Genomic DNA, 21628 nt, shown 5'->3' with positions numbered 1-21628 from the left:
GTAGAGTCTTTCTGCTGGGGGCGAAATCAGTTATCTCACCGTTAGACTTGACAAAGAGAAGTGTATAATAAGTTACAGAAGTCAATGTCTGAGATGGAGTAATCCAGATGAGTACCGCAGTGGATTTGACAAACCGAGTTTCAGGATATGATCTGGTTGAGCAATTATACTGCGGCTCCAGAACCCTAGTATATCGAGCTATCCGAGAAACAGACCAGATTCCGGTTGTCATTAAACTATTAAATCGAGACTATCCCAGCTTCAGCGAACTGCTGCAATTCCGCAACCAGTACACCATCGCCAAAAACCTACGTCTGCCGGGAGTCGTTGAACCCTACAATTTAGACTCCTATCGCCACAGCTATGCCCTAGTAATGGAGGATTTTGGGGGCATTTCTCTGCGAGATTACGCCCAAGAGGCCTCGCTGACTCTGGCAGAAATATTGGAAATTGGCATTCAAATAACTGACATTCTCCATGGACTCTATCGGCATCGAGTCATCCACAAAGATATTAAGCCAGCTAACGTCCTAATACATCCCGAAACTAAACAAATTAAACTCATAGACTTTAGCATCGCCTCCCTACTTCCAAGAGAAACTCAAGAAATTCAACATCCCAACGTTTTAGAAGGAACCCTCGCCTATATTTCTCCCGAACAAACCGGACGAATGAACCGAGGCATAGACTACCGCACCGACTTTTATTCTCTGGGAGCCATATTTTACGAACTGCTGACAGGAAAACTGCCATTTGAATGTGACGACCCCATGGAGTTGGTTCACTGCCATATTGCCAAACAACCTCCTGCAATAAACAGCAAAGAAATCCCGCAGGTGATTTCGGATATGGTGATGAAGCTGATGGCAAAAAATGCCGAAAAACGCTATCAAAGTGCCTTGGGATTGAAACATGACTTAGAAAGATGTTTGCAGCAGTGCCAAGAAACTGGAAAAATTGAAATTTTTGAGTTAGGAACGCGGGATGTATGCGATCGCTTCCTGATTCCTGAAAAGCTTTATGGTCGAGAAACAGAAGTACAAACCCTGTTGAATGCCTTCGATCGCGTGGCAAATGGCACCTCAGAATTAATGCTAGTCGCTGGGTTCTCCGGGATTGGAAAAACGGCTGTAGTCAACGAGGTGCATAAACCGATTGTCCGGCAGCGCGGCTACTTCATCAAAGGCAAATTCGACCAGTTTAACCGCAACATTCCCTTCTCGGCATTTGTCCAAGCCTTCCGCGATTTTATGGCACAATTACTGAGTGAAAGTGATGCCAAAATCCAAGAATGGAAAAGTCAAATTCTCGAAGCGCTCGGTGACAGCGGACAAGTCATTATTGAAGTCATTCCCGAACTAGAACTGATTATTGGATCACAACCCCCAACCCCTGAATTATCGGGGATGGCTGCTCAAAATCTCTTTAATTTGCTCTTCCACAAATTCATTGCTGTCTTCACCACAAAAGAGCATCCATTGGTGATATTTTTGGATGACTTACAATGGGCGGATTCGGCATCGCTGAAGTTAATGCAATTGCTCGTCAATGAGTCGCAATTGGGTTATCTGTTGCTGCTGGGAGCCTATCGGGATAATGAAGTATCACCCGGCCATCCCCTGATGTTGACCCTAGATGAAGTGAGGAAGGCAGGAACCACACTCAACACTATTACATTAGCACCGCTGGATCAAATCAGTTTAAATCAATTGGTAGCAGATACGCTAGTTTGTTATCCTAATTTGGCACAACCGCTGACAGAAATAGTATATCAAAAAACTCAAGGTAACCCATTTTTTGCGACGCAGTTTCTCAAAGCATTGCATCAGGATGAACTGATTAATTTTGAAATAGAATCGGGACATTGGCAGTGCGATATTAGCAAAGTTAGAGAGGCCGCGCTCACTGATGATGTGGTGCTATTTATGGCGCAGCAGTTGCAAAAAATGCCAGCAACAACTCAGTCAGTTTTAAAATTAGCCGCTTGCATTGGCAACCAGTTCGATCTGGCAACATTGGCAATTGTTTCAGAGAGTTCTGAGACTGAAACCGCAACCGCATTGTGGAAAGCTTTACAGGAAGAGCTGATTATTCCCCAAAGTGAGATTTATAAATTTTATGTAGGGGAAGAAGACAATATCGATCGATCTACTTCTCAAACAGTTGTCTATCGCTTCTTGCACGATCGCGTCCAGCAAGCTGCTTATTCTTTGATTCCCGAAGAAGAACGCGCGATCGCCCATTATCAAATCGGGCAACTACTCCTGCAACAAATTTCAGCAGAAGCCAGAGAAGAACGCATTTTTGAATTAGTCAATCAGTTGAACTACGGAACCATACTGGTTGTAGAACAACAGGAAAGGGAGGAACTCGCCCAACTCAACCTCACTGCTTGCCACAAAGCCAGAGCCGCCACCGCATATCAAGCCGCCCGCGAATATGCCAAAGTGGGCCTGCAACTGCTGGGAACCGATGCTTGGGAACGGCATTACGAAATGACCCTATCCCTGCACGACTTAGCTGCCGAGGTGGCTTTCTTGGCTGGCGATTTTGAGCAGATGCACCAGTGGATTGAAGCGGTGATTCATCATGCCAAAACACCTTTAGAACAGGTGCAAGTTTACCAAGTCAAAATCCAGGCATTGGTAGCCCACAATAAATTTGTCGAGGCGATCGCGATCGGTCAATCCGTCTTCCAAATGTTAGGCGTAAACCTACCAAATGAACCAACCCTAGACGATATTCGGCAGTTGAAGGAAGAAATTGATGTCTTAATTGAAGGTCGCTCTATTGAATCATTCTTTGATCTGCCGAAAATGAGTGACCCTCAGCAATTAGCCATTATGCAAAATGCGGCTCGCCTAACACCCGTCTGTTATATGTCCGGCACCAAGCTTTATTTCCTGGTGGTGGCGCTGCAGGTTAAGTTGTCCATCCAATTCGGCAATAGTCCGGTTTCAGCTTTTTGCTACGTGGGTTACGCCTTCCAACTGAGGATGCTGTGGGGCGACATGACAATGGTGCCTCAGTTTGGGCAATTAGGATATCAACTCGCCTTAGAACCCGATGCCAAAAACATTCGAGCTGCAACCGCCATGTTAATGGGGGCGTATGTGGGTTCTTGGACGATCCATCTGCAAGAAACGCTGCCCATTCTTCTCGATGGCTATCAAGCTGGATTAGAAACAGGCAATCTAGAATTTATGGGCTATGACGCCCAGTTGTACTGTTTCAATGCTTATTGGTACGGTCAACCGCTGGGTGAACTCGAACCGCAAATTCAGGCTTATTACCAACAGTTGTGCGACCTCAACCAATTGACGGCAGCAAACTGTGTGTTGGCGTACTGGCAGGCGGCTCAAATTCTCTTGGGTGAGTCAGAGGAAGAGATTCCCCTACGTCAGGATTCATACGAAGAAAAAGTCTTGGATGAGGCCAAAGTCGATTTTTACCGACTCTCCTTCTTCTACTTGTATCGATTCACCTTGGATTACTGGTTGGAAGACTTTGCTAAAGCAGAACATGATGCCGCTCAAACGCGACATTATTTGGCTGGAGGGATGGGAAGTATTGTTGAACCGATCTTCTACTTCTATGATTCTCTGAACCTGCTGGCCACTGGGCCTGAATCGATGTCGGAGTCAGAGCCGCGATGGCAGCGAATCGAAGAAAATCAAGCCAAGCTAAAAGACTGGGCAGATTATGGCCCCATGAATTACTTGCACAAATATCATTTAGTTGAAGCCCAAAAGTATCAACTCCTCAATTGCAAAACAGAAGCTATAGAATTTTATGATTTAGCAATTCAAGGAGCCAAGGAAAACGGTTATATCCAAGAGGAAGGATTAGCCAACGAACTCGCAGCCAAATTCTACTGGGAATGGGGCAAAGAAAAAGTCGCCGCCAGCTATATGCAGGAAGCATATTACTGTTATGCCCGTTGGGGTGCACTAGCCAAGGTTGAAGACTTAGAAAAAAGGTATCCGCAGTTACTTCATCCCATCCTGAATCAGCCCCAACTTCGCTTTAATCCTCTAGAGACGCTGGCAACGATTAGCCACTCTTCGCAGACTTCCACTAATAGCAGCACCAGTATTTCCGAGGCCCTAGATTTCGCATCTATTGTGCAAGCTGCTCAAGCTTTATCCAGTAAAATTCAGCTTGATGAATTGTTCGGTAGCCTCAACCAAATTATTTTAAAAACTTCGGGCGCAGAAACTTGTGCTTTGCTACTCCCCCATCAGGATGAATGGCAAATCCGGGCAATAACTCACATCAATCCAGATAACGAGTTACCCACAACCTTACTGCAAACCCAACCTCTAGATGGCTCGGCGGTGATTCCGCTCAAGCTAGTTTATTATGTCAAAAATACCCTGCAAACTGTCGTTATTGAAGGCGGTAAGACCGATATTCCGGGTTTAATGAATGACTGTATGCTCCAGTATCAGTCTCAGAGTATGCTGTGTACTCCGATTCTCGATCGCGGGAACTTAGTTGCGATACTTTATCTCGAACATCGATCGACAAAAGGAGTGTTTACTCGCGATCGTCTCCTCGTCCTCAACTTCCTCTGCACTCAGGCTGCCATTTCCCTAGAAAATGCGCGATTGTATCAGCAAGCGCAGGACTACGCCCATCAGGTGGAACAATCACAACTGCAATTAGTGCAGAGCGAAAAAATGTCGGCGTTGGGGAATTTAGTGGCCGGGGTTGCCCATGAAATTAATAATCCAGTTGGATTTATTTCTGGCAATATTCATGAAGCGATCGCCGCCGTCAAAGATATTACAGAATACTTGCAACTCTATAAAGAAAAATTTCCCAGTCCGGGTGAGGAGATTGAAGAAAAAGCTGAAGAGAGCGATATCGAATATCTCTTAGAAGATTTACCCAAAATGTTGAATTCGATGCAAATCGGGTGCGATCGCATTCAAGGTATCAGCACCAGTCTCCGCACCTTCTCCCGAGCTGACAAAGATTACAAAGTTCCTTTCAATCTTCATGACGGAATTAACAGTACGATTTTGATTCTCAAACACAGATTGAAAGCGAACGAACAGCGTCCAGCGATTGAAGTTGTGAAAGAGTACGGGAACTTGCCTTCAGTGGATTGCTTCCCCGGACAATTAAATCAGGTGTTTATGAATATATTGGCTAATGCCATTGATGCACTGGAAGAATCAAATCGGGAACCGAGTTTAGAGAAGACTAAAGCCCCAGCCAAGTGCATCACGATTCGCACAGAAAGACAGTCTAAGGAGTGGGTTACAATTCGCATTTATGACAACGGGCTAGGGATATCAGATGAGATAAAAGGTCATATTTTTGACAACTTATTTACAACTAAAGGTGTGGGTAAAGGGACGGGGTTGGGATTGGCGATCGCACGGCAGATTGTAGTTGAGAAACACGGCGGTACAATCGAGGTAAAATCTGTACGGGGAGAAGGGACGGAGTTTACTATCTCATTGCCTACAAATGGATGAATTTAATTATGCGATCGCCGCATTTAACCCTTACAGATAGAGGCGCACATTAATTTTTAGCAGTCAATATTTGAGATTAGGATAGCCAAAATGAATGCAGGTATAGATTTAACCAGTCCAATTGCCGGATACCGTCTAATCGAGCAACTGTACAGTGGTTCTAAAACCCTGGTTTATTGAGCCATTCGAGAAGTCGATCGGCTTCCAGTTGTCATTAAACTATTAAATAGAGACTATCCCAGCTTCAGCGAACTGCTGCAATTCCGCAACCAATACACCATTGCCAAAAATCTACGTCTGCCGCGAGTCGTTGAACCCTACAATTTGGAGTCCTATCGCCACAGCTATGCCCTAGTGATGGAGGATTTTGGCGGCATTTCTCTACGGCAATATGCCCAAGATCGATGCCGAAGACGGGTCGGTGAGACACCTACGCTGACTCTGGCAGAAATATTGGAAATTGCCATTCAAATAACTGACATCCTTGACGGACTGTACCAAAACCGAGTCATCCACAAAGATATTAAGCCAGCTAACCTCCTAATACCTCCCGACACTAAACAAGTCAAACTGATTGACTTTAGCATCGCCTCCCTACTTCCAAGAGAAACTCAATAAATTCAACATCCCAATGTTTTAGAAGGAACCCTCGCCTATATTTCTCCCGAACAAACCGGATGAATGAACCGAGGTATAGACTACCGCACCGACTTTTATTCTCTGGGAGCCACATTTTACGAACTGCTGACAGGAAAACTGCCATTTGAGTGTGACGATCCCATGGAGTTGGTTCACTGCCATATTGCCAAACAACCTCCTGCAATAAACAGCAAAGAAATCCCGCAGGTGATTTCGGATATGGTGATGAAGCTGATGGCAAAAAATGCCGAAAAACGCTATCAAAGTGCCTTGGGATTGAAACATGACTTAGAAAGGTGTTTGCAGCAGTGCCAAGAAACTGGAAAGATTGAAACATTTGAGTTAGGAACGCGGGATATATGCGATCGCTTCCTGATTCCCGACCATTACTCACAAGTTAAGGAATGAAAAATAAATAACTTAATGAATTACTCAGGTTGGGGTACGGCTCGATAATTCCATTTGGGCAAATATTCGTCAAAAACAATTTGCATAGTATTTTTGAAATTATCAGCCACCTTTCGACCAGTTTGATAAACTTTATTAAGGATATTTACAGCTACAGATAGTCCCGTTTTAGTGTGAGTTTTTTCTACGAGAACTTTCACTAATTCTAAACTTGTAAAAATTACTCCTTGACCAGCCCTGGTAATATGAGGAAAAAGTCGATGTTCTATCGGATTATATTTAGATGTATAAGGAGGGTAATGAGCAATTCTGAGCTCAATTGCTATTTCATTCACTAATTTCTGCAAATCTTCTTTAAAAATATAATTATTAGCATTATTACTACCTCCCCCATCACATTTTGCCAAGATAGAATTAGCGTTAGGGTAGGTAGCTTTACCATAATTATTCCACCAATTTTTTAAAGACTCACAGGCAAATTCACTGGTATTTTTACTATTTGCTAAAGTTATATATCCTCGGTTTTGTTGAGAATCATAAATTCCATGTGGGATCACTTTACCGTGACCTAAACTCCAAAAATCATGATCAAAAGTAGTGACTGGTTCTTTTGTATAGAGAGTTCCCGGACGATACAAATTCCCTAAAACTTCTTTCTTTTTGGTGTCAAAACTAATAATTGGATTGCTGGCTTCTCTATACTCTGCATCAAGTCTAGCAATGTTTTTAAATTGAGCATCCCGATTTTTATTAATTCCTATTGTTTGTTTTCTTTGAGCTTTTCGTTTCACATACCCATGCTTTTTTAAAAGTTTGGCTACTAATGGGAGACTAATGGTAAAACCTGCCGCTGGTAGTCCCGCAGCTATTTCTTTATGGGTCAAATTAGTCCCTTTGATTAATTCATTCATTGGGTCTCCCGCCGTGTGATTTTTTAAAACTTCTAAAAATGCTGCATCAATGCCGATTTGAGTAGACAGAATACTTTTTATTCCCCCTCCTTTCTGACCCTGGAACTCTTGAGTGTCTCTGAGTCCATTTTTTCTAAATCTTCTATTCCCTTGACGATGGTGTTTCGACTGCATCCCAAAAGTTGCATTACATAGCTAATTCCACCCCATCCTAATTTTTGAGCTTCGATAGCTGCATACCTTCTTTTATCCTTTTCTGATAAGGATTTATAAAATTTTTTCATTTCTGACTCAATTGAGTTAGAATAAGACATGGGTTTAAACGCCAATTAGAGTAGTTGAGTAGAAAAATCCGTTGTGAGTTAATCTCTGTTTGGGTGAAAATTGCAATAAGCGCACTTTTTTCAGTATAACCGATAATTCATCAACTTATTTATTTTTTATTCCTAAGCAACTAATTCGCCGGCCCTATGTCGCTTATCTCACACCCGAATTAGTTGCACAATTTGGCAATCTTGCCACTTTACCCCAAAGTTTTCCCTTAATTGCACAAATAGTTTCACCCACCGATATCGTTGAAGATATCTTTCTCAAAGCACAGGAATATTTAGCATCTAGCTGTCAGGAAGTCTGGTTAGTTTTTCCCGAAAGTCGTTTAATATTCGTGATGACTCAAAATCAAATATTGACATTTCGATCCGGCGATACCGCCAGCACCCAACAAATCCTGATCGGTTTTAGCATCGATGTCGATCGATTGCTAGCTTAAACTAAATTTTACAACCTTTCATTTAGCAGCACGCGACACAAAACTCTCCTCTACCCGTTGCACCAGTTCTGCAATCAAATTGCTACAATATGTTTAAGACTCCTCAGTCCGCCTTCGCGGACTTCGTTTGTAGAGCATCGGAATTCTATTCGGTGGTATTGAATTAATATCCTACTATTATCGGAGCAAACCGCCATGTCAGACGACTTTTCCTTAGACGAGCTTTTAAATAGAAGTTACTACGCCTTCAAAGAGGCAGAAAACCAAGTGGGACAGTGCAATGTTTTAGTCATCGGCAAAACCGGCGTCGGCAAAAGTACCCTGATCAATTCCGTTTTTCGCCAACGCTTAGCAGAAACCGGAGTCGGCCGCCCTATCACTCAAGGCATTCGCCAATATACCAAACCGAATTGCCCAATTACCGTCTACGATACTCCCGGACTCGAACTCAACGCCGAACAAATTAAAGTTATTCAATTAAACGTTGCTAAACTAATTGAAGACCAAAGACTCCTGCACCCCAAAGAACACATTCACGTCATCTGGTACTGCATCAATCACAGCGCCAATAGAATAGAATCTGTGGAGGAAAACTGGCTCAAAGAAATGGAAGTCAAAGATGTACCAGTTATTCTAGTGCTGACTCAGACGACATCTAAAAAGCCGAGCGAGTTTTTCAAGCAACTGGAACACATGAATTTGCCAGTCAGTCAAATCATCCCCGTCATGGCTGAACCGGAAGAAATAGATGAGGATTATACCGTAAAATCTCACGGTTTAGATAAGTTGGTAGATGCAACCTTTCAACTGCTACCGGAAGTAGCTAAAAAAGCTTTTGTTAAAGAACAAATAGCAAATATTGCGCTCAAATCCGATATGGCATTTAAGTATCTAAGTGCTTATGTTGCAGGTTCTGCAATTGTCGGTGCGACTCCTGTACCGTTTGCTGATGCGCCGATTTTGATGACCATGCAAACGGCAATGATTGCTAATATTACTGTGATTTTTGGAATGCCCTTTGATAAGGGGTTTATTTCGGCGATGCTGTCTGCTATTAGCGGCGCTGGCGGGGTTACTGCTGTCGGCAGAAGTATTGTTACTAATTTGATTAAAATGATTCCTGGTGCGGGTACTGTTGTCGGCGGTGCAATCTCCGGTGCAACGGCAGCAACTCTCACGCTTGCCCTAGGTTTGGCTTACATTGAAGTGCTTAAAGCTTACATGAAAGCTCAAGTTAATGGCGAACAACTTTCTTTGCAGCAGTTAACAAAGATGTTTGTGGATTTTTATAAGGATTATGCTAGTTCTGGGCGTAAAACTTTGAAGGATGACAAACCGAATCAACCTAAGCCTCCCAATCAAATTAATATTGAGTAAATTGGGCATAGGGCATAGGTTATTTGTTAGTTCCAATTCCCAATTCCCAATTCCCAATTCCCAATTCCCAATTCCCAATTCCCAATTGATTGCTACAATATCAGTGAATTCTGCAAAAAGGAGTAAATAGCTATGGTAATGGCTGCCGTTTTATCAGAAAATGTTTCTCTAGAAGACTTTATGGCTAATCCCCCCGACGATATGGAATGGGTGGACGGGCAAATCGCGGAGAAAAATGGCATGACAGTAAAACACAGTCGAATCCAATCTCGACTAGATCGTTCTTGGGGAAATTACAAAGATTCTAGCGGACAAGGTGGCGAAGTGTATACAGAAGTTCCTTGCCGTACTGACAGGCGAGTGCGCCGTCCTGATGTAGCTTATCTGACTCCTGAACTTGTTGCTCAATATGGCGATGTTCCTACTTTGCCTCAAAGTCCGCCGTTAATTGCTGAAATAGTTTCTCCTACTGATATTGCGGAAGAGATTTTTCTTAAAGCACAAGAGTATTTAGATTCGGGTTGTCTGGAAGTTTGGATTGTTTTTCCAGAAAGTCGCTGGATAATGATAATGACTCAAACTCAAAAGTTAACTTTTAACTTGGGTTCTACAGTCAGCACTCAGCTAGTGCTGCCGGGTTTTAGTGTTGCGGTTGATGAGTTGTTGGTTTGAAGGTAAAGACTAATTAGGTATAAGTGCTTTGTGGCACAGTTCGGCCGTGAGGCTTGTAATAATTTGTGAAAAAGTCATTGACAAAATGCCACTCGCTCGCCCAGCCAATTAATAAAAAAAATTATCAATAAAAAATGGAGTTGTAAAATTGCACAAAAGCACAAACAGCGGTAAAATACTGATTGCTTTGTTTGCAAATCTAGCGTAAATTCCAATTGGGGAATTAAAACCAATAATTGAAATATGTCTAAGACTTACACTGTTGAATTGATCCACCAAGGCACTACTTATACCGTAGAAGTACCCGAAGATAAACAAATTCTCCGCGCCGCCAACGCCGCCGGCATTGAGTTGCCGAGTTCTTGCAATGCGGGAGTTTGTACTACTTGCGCTGCTAAAATTATTGATGGTCAAGTCGATCAAGTTGATGGCATGGGCGTTAGTCCCGAACTTCAGGCAGAAGGTTATGTGTTGCTGTGTGTTGCTTATCCCCGATCAAACTTGAAGATAGAAACCGAAAAAGAAGACATTGTGTACGATCGCCAATTCGGTAAATCCTAGGACTAAGCTAAAATTGAGCTAAGTACCGATCGCAGTAAAACCACTATGGATCGCCCGATGACTACCCATTTCATTTCCGCAGAAGTTGACCTCCACGATACCGCCGAAGAATTGCACTCGGCGATTGAAATTGAACTGCAAAAGCACGGCGAACCCCTGCGGTGGGCAGTCACAGACGTGGATGTCGATCGGCAAAAGGCTGTGGTAGAAGGCTACGTGCTCGTGGAAGCATCCCCCGCAACAGTGTGAACCGGCGCCCTTTAACAGTGGTTTTGATAGTCCCCACAGGCGTTGGAGCCTCGATTGGGGGCTTTGCAGGAGATGCGCTGCCCGTGGCTAGGGCGATCGCCCAAATTTCAGACACCCTGATCACTCACCCCAACGTCCTCAACGGCGCTCAACTTTATTGGCCGATACCTAACGCTCTCTACGTTGAAGGTTACGCCCTTGACAAATTTGCTGCCGGATGCTGGGGACTGCAACCGGTACATCAAAATCGCATCGGCTTAATCCTAGATTCCGCGATCGAACCAGACTTGCAGTTGCGGCACTTGCAAGCCGTTGATGCTGCCAGAGCTACATTGGGTTTGAATATAACCGATTATGTTTTAACCGATCGCCCTCTGCAAGTAGAATTGCGTATTTCTGAATCAGGGGCATCTTGGGGGACGATCGGCAATCCCGACAGTTTATTGCGCGCTGCAGAAAAATTAATCACACAAGCAAGAGTAGAGGCGATCGCAGTTGTGGCCAGGTTTCCCGACGATGAAGGCAGCCTCGCCCTCGAAAACTACCGCCGCGGCAAAGGAGTTGACCCCCTCGCCGGCGCGGAAGCTGTGATCAGCCACCTCGTCGTCAGGACGTTTAAAATCCCCTGCGCCCACGCCCCCGCGTTGTCTGCGCTTCCCCTCGATCCGCACCTGTCACCGCGATCGGCTGCTGAGGAAATCGGCTATACTTTCCTACCTTGCGTGCTTGCCGGCCTCAGCAAAGCTCCCCAATTGATACCGCCAGAAAGCCAGCAGCACAATCAATTATCAATTACCGCCGATCGAGTGGATGCGGTGGTGATACCCGCCACAGCCTGCGGCGGCAGTGCTATTCTGAGTTTGAGTGGGCGATCGTCGGTACAAATCATCGCTGTCGGCGACAACAAAACCCAGATGCAGGCGACTCCAGAAAAACTCGGAATCAAAGCTTTGCAGGTAAACTCATATTTAGAGGCGATCGGAGTTTTGGTCGCTTTGCGAGCCGGCATCAGTCCAGCTTCCTTGGGTGCAGATATCTCCTCCCTGCGTTGTTTGTCTGACTCAACAAAACAAATCTAAAATCTCAAACCTCAAATCTAAAAGTGATTAAGTGGCAGAAAAAATTCCCGAAAATCCTGAAATTGAACCCTTGACGCGCACCCAAGTTTTAGTAGCAATGGGCGTGACAGCAATTATGTTGCTGGCGGTAGCTAAATTGTGGTTGCTATTTGGATCGGTATCGCTTTTGCCAGTCAAATTGATAGGAATGGACTTGCTAAAAGGATGTGCGATCGGACTGGCAATTACAGGTGGCAGTGCGATCGTTTATCACCTCTGGCCGGGTTATCGCCGGAGTGCGGATGTTTACTTGGAAGTAGTGCTCAAACCTTTGTTTTGGCCAGATTTAATTTGGCTGGGACTGCTGCCGGGACTTAGCGAAGAATTGCTATTTCGAGGCGTGATGCTGTCTGCTTTGGGATTGAATGTTACCAGTTTAGTTTTATCGAGTTTTTGTTTCGGTATTCTGCACTTGGGAGCCCTGGATCAGTGGCCTTATGCTGTTTGGGCAACGGCTGTCGGATTGCTGTTGGGTTACAGCGTTTTAGCTACTGGGAATTTGTTAGTCCCAATTACGGCTCATATCTGCACGAATTTGATTTCTAGCTGTGTTTGGAAGTGGGAACACAATCTGGTGAAGCGGTAGCTTGATCGCAATTCCAAAGTGATTGAAATCGCGCCTGCGCGGAATATGGCAATAAATGCTAACGCGCAAGGGGGTTTTTAGATTGAACGAACCGCGAAGACGCTAAGAGCACCTTCGGCGAAGCCGTTCCCGTTCCCCGCAGGGGTTCGGTGAAGGGTAGGGTAGGAAGAGGAAGAGTTCACAGATGAGAAAAGGTTTTAACCGCCGAGTTTTATCTGTGTTAAGGCAGTTTGTAACTGCTCGATCGCACAATCAACTCACCTTGACGCGGATCGCGGCTGAAGATAAAAGCTCCTTCTTGAGTTTCGTCGCTTGACAAAAAATCAATTTGCTGGTCGCCGGATTCCAAGACTTCACCGTTGACGCGCAATTCAGCAATAATTTGCACGGATTCTGCAGTTTCACCACCCGTGTTAGTTACTGTAAATGGCACGTAAAATTGCCCTTGATTTTCGCGAATTGGCGTCTTCCGAGTGACAGAAATAATCGGAGGTTCCTGCTTTTTAGTCACCCAGTTGTAGATTACGAGTCCGATGAGGATAGAAAGGATCGAGCAGGCGATCGCAAATGTCACCCATTCAGCAGGAGTTCTTTTTTGTTGCTGTTGGTTATTACTTTCACTCATACCGCCAACCTCCCCGCCGCGCCGCCAACAGCCGCCGGCAATCCCAATACTAACGTATAGTTCAACCAAATCGACCACGGGTCGTCAAAACTGAGTTTGTGGAAGAAAAACATCATAAATGCAGAAGCCGCCAGCGACACTAAATACGCCATGACAGTTTCGCTGAGGGGACGCTGAAAAATCCCTTGCTGCTGCTGCCGTTTTGCTTGATAAGTAAAGCCTGCTACAAATACAATACCGTAGGAAATTAGCAACGAAGCGGCGATAATTCCTAATTGCCAAGGCGGCGAAATACCTGCCGCTAGCATGGGAATTTCGTCAGTTGGGGCGATGTTGAAAGCAATGATCATCGCGCCGATTAAAGTAGCGCCGATATCTGCTACAGTTGCATTAATGGTAGGTTCCTTTTCGCTGTCTGAACTTTGATAGCGATCGCCGCTCAAGAAACCGTTAGCCAGGGCTACTCCCAACGCAAATGGCAGGCCTTCAAAGATGATTTTCCCCAAAGTTTCTTGCAGCGGAGTCTCCGGGGTAATTTCCCTGAGCAAAAACAGGACAAAAGCCGCGCAGACAATGCCAAGGGCGATCGCTTCTACGGTATCGATTGCAGCATCTAGCCAGCGGATCTCTTGAGTTTTGCGAAAACCTTCCGTGCGAGTCAACAAGAAAACGACGAGAAAAGTAGTTGCGATCGCGATCGACATTTCCGCTGATGTAGTATACGAACCGATCCACCAAACCTCCATCGTATAAAGCAGGGGAATCCCGAACAAAAAGCCGCCCGATGCACCTCGAATGATGTCGTTTAGTTCCTTTGACCACTGATTTTTACGTCTTTTTGATTTCTTCATTTTTTAGTGAAAACGTACCTCACAAGCAATCTATAATTTAACATATTTCAAGTGTTATCATAGATAGCTTATGCACTCAACTTGGTGCATAAGCTATTAAAAATAACTTTCTATAAATTCCCGATTGAGTACAAATTCCTCTCAGTGTTTCTGATTTTATTTTAGGGTGGTTAGGCATTACTAACTGAGTCTCCGTGCCATCCTGATTCTATCGCATCCTGACCATATATTCGCGTTCTATAATAATCCGAAAATCCCACAACTGAAATGTTATGATAACTCGTATTTTAGAAGCATCTACAGGAAACTTTGACATTAAATAGCTAGCTCTGCTTCTAGCAAAAAAGTCTTGATTGCAGGTGATTCGTTTTCGATTGTTTCTTTGCCAAATACTTCGATGTAACAGCGAATAGCTGACTTGACATCAGCTAAGGCTTCTTCATAGGTCTCACCTTCACCAACTACGCCACTTTTGATTCCAAGGGGATAGGCTACATAACCATCAAAAAATTTTTCAATGAGGATGTTAAATTGTTTCATCTTCGCCTCTTTATTTTTAAACTAACTTAATTCACCACACCCGCGCGATCGCATAAGCATCAAAAATAGCATCAACGCTCAAAATCGGTATCTGTTCCGCCATAGATTGTGCAATTATCAGCCTGTCAAATGGGTCACGGTGATGCAAAGGCAGTGAAGCTACAACCTCAATGTGCTGGAGATTAATCTCCAGTAGTCCGATATTGCTAACAGTGAGTTGCTGTCCGACAAACTCCATAAAAGGCAGACTAAAGTTTAGCCTGCCTATGCTGTGCTTAATCGCCATTTCCCAGATGCTAGCTATACTGAGTAGCTTCTCGTTATTTTCATCCTCAATTAGCAGTTTGACATGGGCGCTAAGTCTAGGGTTGTCCGTGACATACCAAATGAAAGTATGAGTGTCCAACAACAACCTCATTCCATATACTCCTTAAACTCTTCTAGCGGTTCGTCAAAATCATCGGACATCCAAACCATTCCTTTAGCACTCCCAGCTTTGGATGGCCAGCGCTTCTTATTAGCTGGCGGTATTCCTACCAATTTTACAACAGGCTGGTTATCTTGAGTAATCGCAATTTCTTCCCCTCTCATCGCCGCTTCGATTAATTCCAGAAGCTTTTCTTTGGCCTCAATAATGTCTACTTGATACATAATTCGTGCCTCCTTACTCTCAATTTGCAACATTACCATTCTAACTCAATTAAACAAATCATCTTCCTCCAAATCAACCGACTGCAACTCCATATCACCAGACTGCAACTGAGCCGGAGTAGCAGGAATCGCCGCAATAATTGCATCGATTACTTTCGCCACCGGAATAATCTCCATCCCTAACTCTGGTACGGGTTGATTCTTAGGAATAATCGCCCTTTTGAAACCCAATTTCGCCGCCTCCCTCAGCCGCAACTCTAATTGGGAAACCGGCCGCACCTGTCCCCCCAAACCAACTTCCCCAAGCAAAACAGTGCGCGCATCAACCACCCGATCGCGAAAACTGGCCACAACGGCGATCGCAACTGCCAAATCCGCCGCCGGTTCATCCACTTTCAACCCGCCCACCGTCGCCAAAATCACATCTAATTTAGATAAAGGAATCCCCACCCTTTTCTCCAAAACAGCTAAAATTTGCTGCAATCTAGCATTGTCCACACCAGTAGTAGTACGGCGCGGCGAACCGAAACTTGCAGGGCTGACTAACGCCTGAATCTCCACTAAAATCGGTCGAGTTCCTTCGCAAGTAACCGTCGTCGAAGTACCGGGAGAAAATTCATCTCTATTCCCTAAAAACAACTCCGACGGGTTATCTACTTCTCGCAAACCGTTGGCTACCATTTCAAAAACACCGATTTCGTGAGTCGCGCCAAAACGGTTTTTCATCGATCGCAAAAGTCGATGAGAAGCAAAGCGATCGCCCTCAAAATACAGTACAGTATCTACCAAATGTTCCAAAACCCTCGGCCCAGCCAAAGCTCCATCTTTCGTAACGTGACCGACAATAAATAAAGTAATATTTTCCCTTTTCGCAACCTGCATCAAAGCCGAAGTACATTCCCGCACCTGAGCCACCGAACCCGGAGCCGATGTTAAACTAGCAAAATAAATTGTTTGGATGCTGTCAACCACCGCCACATTCGGTTTCAGCGCTTCCAACTCGCGCAAAACAACTTCTAAATCCGTCTCTGGAAGCAAATAGAAATTCTCCGCTGAATTGTCCTCGGAATCCTTTTTAGCTTCCCCGTTACTGCCAGATTTATGCCCGCCGTTGCTTGACAAATCAACCGGATTAGCTACGCCCAAACGCTGCGATCGCAACTTCACCTGCTGGCCGGACTCCTCCGCACTGACATACAGTATCCGATCCTTGCGGGCCAACATATTCGCCACCTGCAACAGCAGCGTCGATTTCCCGATTCCCGGTTCCCCGCCAATCAACACCAGCGAGCCCGGAACAATCCCGCCTCCCAAAACTCGATCGAGCTCCCCGTAACCAGAAGGCCAGCGAGACTGAGTTTGGTCGGAAATCTGCGATAATCTGAAAGATACCCTGGGTTGACCCTTCGACTTATCAGGGGGCGAACCGCCCACTGTCTTAGTTGTCACCCCTGTTAAACCAGCCCGCGACACACCAACAGTAGGTTGTTCTAACTGCTCGTCAAAAGAATCCCACTTCTGACAGCTAGGACACCTGCCAAAATATTGTGGTGAATCATACCCGCATTCCCGACAAATATATTGTATTCGAGGCTTAGGCATTGTTTACTATGATAAATAGTCACCCTAACATTTAGAAAAGTCTGAGTTAAAGCAATTATCAAGCTTTCAGACCGATCGCCGCCCATGATTCAATTTGTGTCTTCTATGATAGGGTACAAAAAAATAACATTATCTGAAATGTAACTTAAGGAGTGCTCGGTAACTTGGAAAACCATAAAGAAAAAATTCTGGTAGTCGATGACGAAGCCAGTATCCGCCGCATTCTGGAGACTCGCCTTTCCATGATTGGCTACGATGTCGTCACCGCTGCTGACGGCGAAGAAGCTCTTGAAACATTTCGCAACACCGAACCCGACTTAGTGGTTTTGGACGTGATGATGCCGAAGCTAGACGGTTACGGCGTCTGTCAGGAGTTGCGAAAAGAGTCAGACGTGCCTATCATCATGCTAACTGCTTTGGGAGACGTAGCCGATCGCATCACCGGTTTAGAATTGGGCGCCGACGATTACGTCGTCAAACCCTTCTCTCCCAAAGAACTAGAAGCCCGTATCCGTTCGGTATTGCGCCGGGTAGACAAAAACGGCGCATCGGGAATTCCCAGTTCTGGAGTCATCCACGTCACCAATATCAGGATTGACACCAACAAGCGCCAAGTTTACAAAGGCGACGAACGAATTCGCCTCACGGGCATGGAATTCAGCCTGTTAGAACTGCTTGTCAGCCGTTCTGGAGAGCCTTTTTCGCGATCGGAAATTTTGCAGGAAGTGTGGGGATACACGCCTGAACGCCACGTAGACACCCGCGTAGTTGACGTTCACATCTCCCGGCTTAGGGCAAAGTTGGAAGACGACCCCAGCAATCCCGAATTAATTCTCACCGCCCGCGGCACAGGTTATCTGTTCCAGCGAATTGTCGAAATTGGAGAAGTAGGATAAAGTCAGTTGGCAGTTGGCAGTTGGCAGTTGGCATTAGTTAAATTACCAACTACCAATTACCAATGACTAATGACTAATGACTAATGACTAATGACTAATGACTAATGACTAATGACTAATGACTAAATCTGATCCCAATAAAGTTTTGCGGCAATTGCCGTTAGTTGCAGGAGGGTTAGCAGGTACGCTGCTAATGGTCAACCGCTTGCTGACAGAGCAAATTACAGATTCTCAAGCTCGATCGGACGCTTTGGGAGTAATTATCAGCGCTCTGCTGATTTTAACAGGTTTGCTGTGGCAGCAGGTGCAAGCGCGATCGCCCGATTCCGTAAAACTTATCGGCGAAGAAGGTTTTGAATTTGCGCCGGATTTGCCGGAGGCTGTGAAAATAGAATTAGCCTGGGCGTCACGTTTGCTGTTGACAAATACCGCCACAAGGTCGATCGTAATTGTGTATCAGGGAAAAGTCCTATTGCGGCGCGGCATTTTAGGCCTCAATCCCGAAGTCAAACCAGGGCCGATTTTGCAGCGAGTGTTCGACAAAAACAAACCAATTTATTTAGTAAATCTCAATATTTATCCCGGCAAAATTGAATTTGACTATTTGCCAGAAAATACTCAAGGAGTCATTTGTCAGCCGATTGGCACCCAAGGCGTTTTAATCTTAGGTGCTAACGCGCCCCGCAGCTACACCAAACAAGATGAAAACTGGGTTGAAGGCATTGCCGACAAACTAGAAAATACCATCAATCAATTTTAGATTTTAGATATAAGATATAAGATTGCACAATGCCAGCCCTCTCAACGTGCGATCGTCTTCCAGGGCTGCGCTAACGACGGATTTGCCTCATTCTAGGTGTTGGCTATCGGCAATAAACAAGATTTATTACCGATATCTTTTGAAAAGAAAAAGAGCGAGCGCTCCCCCCAACAAAATTTGCAGGGTTTGAGAGTCTTCTTCACCACTCCTGAGCCGACTGCGTACACAGGGCGCACCTTAGTCCTCAACAACGCTCTTTGGGTGCGCTAGGCGCACCTTACTAGCTCAAAAATCGCAACTCAAAACTCAAAACTACTAGCGAGCCCAGTCAGTACCGCGCCACAGCGTAAAAAACAAAACACTAGAAATCAGCGCGCCCAGCAGCCACTTAACAGCATTTTTAAATAACCCCACGCGCTGATTTGACTGAACCGCAGCACTTTGCGTCTGTAACCGTTCCTTAGCCGGAGTAATTCTCGAAAGAATTTGCTCTTTCAATTGCTGTGGGTTTTGTGTATCCGCTTGTACCCCCAAACGAGTAAGTTCCCCCGCTAAATTCCTTAAATCTTCAGGACTACCCTTCTTTAGCCGATCTTCCACCTGCTGCAACTGAGCTAATTGTTGGTTTGCTTGAGTAGTAATTTGCTGGTTGTTTTGGTTGTTCACATAGATAGTGCCAAAAATTCCCAAAGGCAGCATCAACAGGAAAAGCAGACCTAGCAGCAGACAAACCCAAGACAAAACCTTCAAAAAAACTTCTTCCAAACCTCTGCGATCGTACCCTTCGCCAAAAAATATCAGCGCCATTGCCAGTAAAGGAACGGGCACCCGTTCCACTACAGCCCCAATCGTTTGCAATTCCCAGAGGCGATTGCCAAAATTTGCTGGTATAAGAACTGCAATCGTATCCAATACAGACAAAATTAATAGACCGTAGCCAATCCAACGCAGTCTGTAGATAGAAAAACCTTGTTCGCCTTGTAAGTCATTCATAAAATAATCAGAGTTGTTGTTAAGAAAAATCTCTCTTGACCCCGCCCAAGAGCGGATACAAGCCCCAGACAACAGTCGTGGAGAGTCAAACATTTTAGACTCTTGTTCCAGCTTCCCGATTCACCTGTGGAGTAAATATAAAAGCTAAAAGCTAAAAGCTAAAATCGACGGAATCGAGTCAAGGTTTGGGGAATCGCGGCTGCCACCACTCATACCAAGAAACCCAAGCATTCTCTAGAATTTTTTTGGCATCTTCTGGAGTTGTTTTATCCAAAGGCACAGACATCTGAGTCCACAAACAGCGTCGGTCTTGAATATTTCCCCTACCCAACAACCAAAACAGAATACGGTTTGGCTGCCAATCACGAGTATTTCGATTATATCTAAACTGTTGGGAAGTTACTGTAGGACTGCCATTAGGATTGATACACGAACTCAAATACAGTCGATTTTGCTGTTGCAAAATTCCGTGAAACCCCGCGCCTTGAGTGTTTGCCAATGCTAGTTTACCAGGAGACGACTTGAGAACTGTATGTCCCTTCATCATACCTTGCACATCCCCAATGGTGTCTACCGCATAGCGCATCTCTATTTCTAGAGCCCTGCTATTTTTTTGATATTCATATTTCCTGGCAGCTTTGAATTCTGAATTGTCGCTAATTTCCAGAGGCGCGCTCTTTTTTAGTTCCCAATCGGCTAGAGGCACCGACTCGGGAAACTCAAACGGGGTTGCCACATTCTTGCCGTCCGATGGATAGAAAACCAGTTTTCCGGCAACCAACAAAACCCCTCCCAAAGTAACAGCCAACAGGGAAAGCCTCAGTGGTTTCCAAGAGGTAATAGCCATTAGCAATTCTGTCCTTCCTGATTTGGGGGTTGGTCTTTCAAAATTGCAAACCAGCAGAATAGCCCGAAAATAAATACAGCAATCATCGAAAATATTACCGAACCATTTCCTTCGTGCCAGTATTTAAATGCTTCGGATTGAGATAGCGATACCAGCACGGCCAGGAGACCAACTCGCGCGGCATTAACTAGAAATGCAGTAATTATGGCCACGAATGGCAATACAATTTTCTGACCCGTAGTGGTAGGAAACATCAGTAAGAAAACCAGAGCTAGTCCTAACAATTGTAGCATCGCATTTACGCCGGAACAGCCGTGATATACTTCCACGCTGCCCTTTTCCAGGATGAGAAAAACCCCTTTTCGCACCACTTCAAATCCTAGATAGTGGAGGAGGAAAGCTGAAAATTTTGCTGTTAATAGGGCAACATCAACGAATACTCCGATCAATCCTGGAGGAATAGCTGTATAGCCAAGAATTAGAAGTTCCTGCCAATATTGTTTGAGTCCTTTTGTGCCGGAAGCCAGCAATGCGAGACTGATTCCAGACAAAAAAGGCGTTGCTCTGATAAAAAAGTCGTATCCCGATATCGAGGAACTTTTGAGCAATATTAAAGCAATTAACGCTGTCCCAAAGAAGCTGGCGAAGACTCCGCTTTCAAAATTTAAGGATTCGTGCCTTTCCCAAATTAGAAATGCTACGACTCCCCAAAACAGTAACATTGTACCGAACAGGTCTGTGTCGTTTGTTCTGGAAGTTAGAGTTAGGTGTAGGGCAATCAAACCGGAGGCGATGCCTAACAGCCAGTATTTAGGTTCTTGGATGTGCTTGAGCGAGTTTATTTCGGTCATTGCTGCTTTTTGTTTTTCCTAAAAGCTTCTAAAATGCTTAAGCTTGTAACTCTATTAAAATTATCAGCTACAAACACTTAAATTTATGCGTTTGGGATGATTTTTCACTAAATCTTCACAATGATTGACAATGGCGAATGTGTGTGATACTTACCTGCACCCAATTAATTCTGAAGTTAGGAGCAAAGACCAAAGAAAACAGGTTTTTTAACTCGGATCGATCGCACTTAACG

At 44.7% G+C, this 21628-nt stretch carries 20 protein-coding genes and 1 pseudogene; 11 read left to right on the top strand and 10 right to left on the bottom strand.

Features of this window, described 5'->3' with window-relative positions; translation table 11 throughout:
- Nucleotides 1–107: 107 nt before the first annotated feature.
- Complete coding sequence (locus tag QUB37_RS02140) at nt 108–5489, top strand: AAA family ATPase (protein WP_333158652.1); 5382 nt, start codon at nt 108–110, stop codon at nt 5487–5489.
- Between the two features lie 90 nt (nt 5490–5579).
- Nucleotides 5580–6512: pseudogene (locus tag QUB37_RS02135) on the top strand (serine/threonine protein kinase); the annotation flags it as partial.
- Between the two features lie 44 nt (nt 6513–6556).
- Here the strand turns inward: QUB37_RS02135 and QUB37_RS02130 are convergent.
- Nucleotides 6557–7621 (bottom strand): ISAzo13 family transposase, encoded by a 1065-nt coding sequence (locus QUB37_RS02130; protein ID WP_333158650.1) that lies wholly within the window; start codon nt 7619–7621, stop codon nt 6557–6559.
- A gap of 199 nt (nt 7622–7820) precedes the next feature.
- Here QUB37_RS02130 and QUB37_RS02125 point away from each other — a divergent pair, with 199 nt between their 5' ends.
- From QUB37_RS02125 to QUB37_RS02095, 7 genes are all read left to right on the top strand, one after another.
- Nucleotides 7821–8216, top strand: a complete 396-nt coding sequence (locus QUB37_RS02125) for a Uma2 family endonuclease (protein ID WP_333158648.1) — start codon at nt 7821–7823, stop codon at nt 8214–8216.
- Nucleotides 8217–8411: 195 nt separating this feature from the next.
- A complete protein-coding gene (locus tag QUB37_RS02120) occupies nt 8412–9593 on the top strand; it encodes a GTPase (RefSeq protein WP_333158646.1) in 1182 nt (393 codons plus the stop codon).
- A 132-nt stretch (nt 9594–9725) separates the two neighbouring features.
- Nucleotides 9726–10265 (top strand): Uma2 family endonuclease, encoded by a 540-nt coding sequence (locus tag QUB37_RS02115; RefSeq protein ID WP_333158644.1) that lies wholly within the window; start codon nt 9726–9728, stop codon nt 10263–10265.
- Nucleotides 10266–10508: 243 nt separating this feature from the next.
- Nucleotides 10509–10826 carry a 2Fe-2S iron-sulfur cluster-binding protein gene (locus tag QUB37_RS02110; protein ID WP_333158642.1) on the top strand — a complete coding sequence of 106 codons (318 nt, stop codon included), beginning with the start codon at nt 10509–10511 and terminating at the stop codon, nt 10824–10826.
- 57 nt (nt 10827–10883) lie between these two features.
- Nucleotides 10884–11075 (top strand): hypothetical protein, encoded by a 192-nt coding sequence (locus tag QUB37_RS02105; RefSeq protein WP_333127563.1) that lies wholly within the window; start codon nt 10884–10886, stop codon nt 11073–11075.
- Nucleotides 11072–12154: a DUF3326 domain-containing protein gene (locus tag QUB37_RS02100; RefSeq protein ID WP_333158639.1), complete on the top strand. Its 1083-nt coding sequence runs from the start codon at nt 11072–11074 to the stop codon at nt 12152–12154. The genes QUB37_RS02105 and QUB37_RS02100 overlap by 4 nt, the downstream gene beginning before the upstream one ends.
- A gap of 31 nt (nt 12155–12185) precedes the next feature.
- Nucleotides 12186–12779, top strand: coding sequence for a CPBP family intramembrane glutamic endopeptidase (locus QUB37_RS02095; protein WP_333158637.1), 594 nt, complete (start codon nt 12186–12188; stop codon nt 12777–12779).
- Nucleotides 12780–12999: 220 nt separating this feature from the next.
- Here QUB37_RS02095 and QUB37_RS02090 read toward each other — a convergent pair whose 3' ends face one another.
- The 6 genes from QUB37_RS02090 to radA all read right to left on the bottom strand — a co-directional run bounded on the left by QUB37_RS02090 (nt 13000) and on the right by radA (nt 17048).
- On the bottom strand, nt 13000–13404 hold the full coding sequence (locus QUB37_RS02090; RefSeq protein WP_333158634.1) for a TIGR02588 family protein: 405 nt from the start codon (nt 13402–13404) through the stop codon (nt 13000–13002).
- The gene (locus QUB37_RS02085) at nt 13401–14255 is read right to left on the bottom strand and encodes a TIGR02587 family membrane protein (protein ID WP_333158631.1); all 855 of its coding nucleotides are present in this window, start codon (nt 14253–14255) and stop codon (nt 13401–13403) included. The genes QUB37_RS02090 and QUB37_RS02085 overlap by 4 nt, the downstream gene beginning before the upstream one ends.
- 315 nt (nt 14256–14570) lie before the next feature.
- A complete protein-coding gene (locus QUB37_RS02080; protein WP_333158629.1) occupies nt 14571–14795 on the bottom strand; it encodes a hypothetical protein in 225 nt (74 codons plus the stop codon).
- A 31-nt stretch (nt 14796–14826) separates the two neighbouring features.
- Nucleotides 14827–15213 (bottom strand): type II toxin-antitoxin system VapC family toxin, encoded by a 387-nt coding sequence (locus tag QUB37_RS02075; protein WP_333158627.1) that lies wholly within the window; start codon nt 15211–15213, stop codon nt 14827–14829.
- The gene (locus QUB37_RS02070; RefSeq protein WP_333158625.1) at nt 15210–15446 is read right to left on the bottom strand and encodes a type II toxin-antitoxin system prevent-host-death family antitoxin; all 237 of its coding nucleotides are present in this window, start codon (nt 15444–15446) and stop codon (nt 15210–15212) included. Before QUB37_RS02070 ends, QUB37_RS02075 begins: the two co-directional genes overlap by 4 nt.
- A 45-nt stretch (nt 15447–15491) precedes the next feature.
- A complete protein-coding gene (gene radA / locus QUB37_RS02065) occupies nt 15492–17048 on the bottom strand; it encodes a DNA repair protein RadA (protein WP_333158623.1) in 1557 nt (518 codons plus the stop codon).
- A 164-nt stretch (nt 17049–17212) separates the two neighbouring features.
- Between radA and rpaB the strand changes: the two genes are divergently transcribed.
- Nucleotides 17213–17944 carry a response regulator transcription factor RpaB gene (gene rpaB / locus QUB37_RS02060; protein ID WP_071587789.1) on the top strand — a complete coding sequence of 244 codons (732 nt, stop codon included), beginning with the start codon at nt 17213–17215 and terminating at the stop codon, nt 17942–17944.
- A gap of 118 nt (nt 17945–18062) precedes the next feature.
- The gene (locus tag QUB37_RS02055; RefSeq protein ID WP_333158621.1) at nt 18063–18704 is read left to right on the top strand and encodes a cofactor assembly of complex C subunit B; all 642 of its coding nucleotides are present in this window, start codon (nt 18063–18065) and stop codon (nt 18702–18704) included.
- A 315-nt stretch (nt 18705–19019) separates the two neighbouring features.
- Here QUB37_RS02055 and hpsJ-A read toward each other — a convergent pair whose 3' ends face one another.
- The 3 genes from hpsJ-A to crtA all read right to left on the bottom strand — a co-directional run bounded on the left by hpsJ-A (nt 19020) and on the right by crtA (nt 21395).
- Nucleotides 19020–19697: an HpsJ-like protein, cyanoexosortase A-associated gene (gene hpsJ-A, locus QUB37_RS02050; protein ID WP_333069035.1), complete on the bottom strand. Its 678-nt coding sequence runs from the start codon at nt 19695–19697 to the stop codon at nt 19020–19022.
- Nucleotides 19698–19875: 178 nt separating this feature from the next.
- Nucleotides 19876–20544: a cyanoexosortase A system-associated protein gene (locus QUB37_RS02045; RefSeq protein ID WP_333158619.1), complete on the bottom strand. Its 669-nt coding sequence runs from the start codon at nt 20542–20544 to the stop codon at nt 19876–19878.
- Nucleotides 20544–21395: a cyanoexosortase A gene (gene crtA / locus QUB37_RS02040; RefSeq protein WP_333158617.1), complete on the bottom strand. Its 852-nt coding sequence runs from the start codon at nt 21393–21395 to the stop codon at nt 20544–20546. The genes QUB37_RS02045 and crtA overlap by 1 nt, the downstream gene beginning before the upstream one ends.
- Between the last annotated feature and the right edge of the window lie 233 nt (nt 21396–21628).

This window comes from Microcoleus sp. AT3-A2, assembly GCF_036705685.1.
Lineage (GTDB): Bacteria > Cyanobacteriota > Cyanobacteriia > Cyanobacteriales > Microcoleaceae > Microcoleus.
Note: the sequence above shows the minus strand (reverse complement) of the source record. Positions and strands in the feature narration are given on the sequence as shown.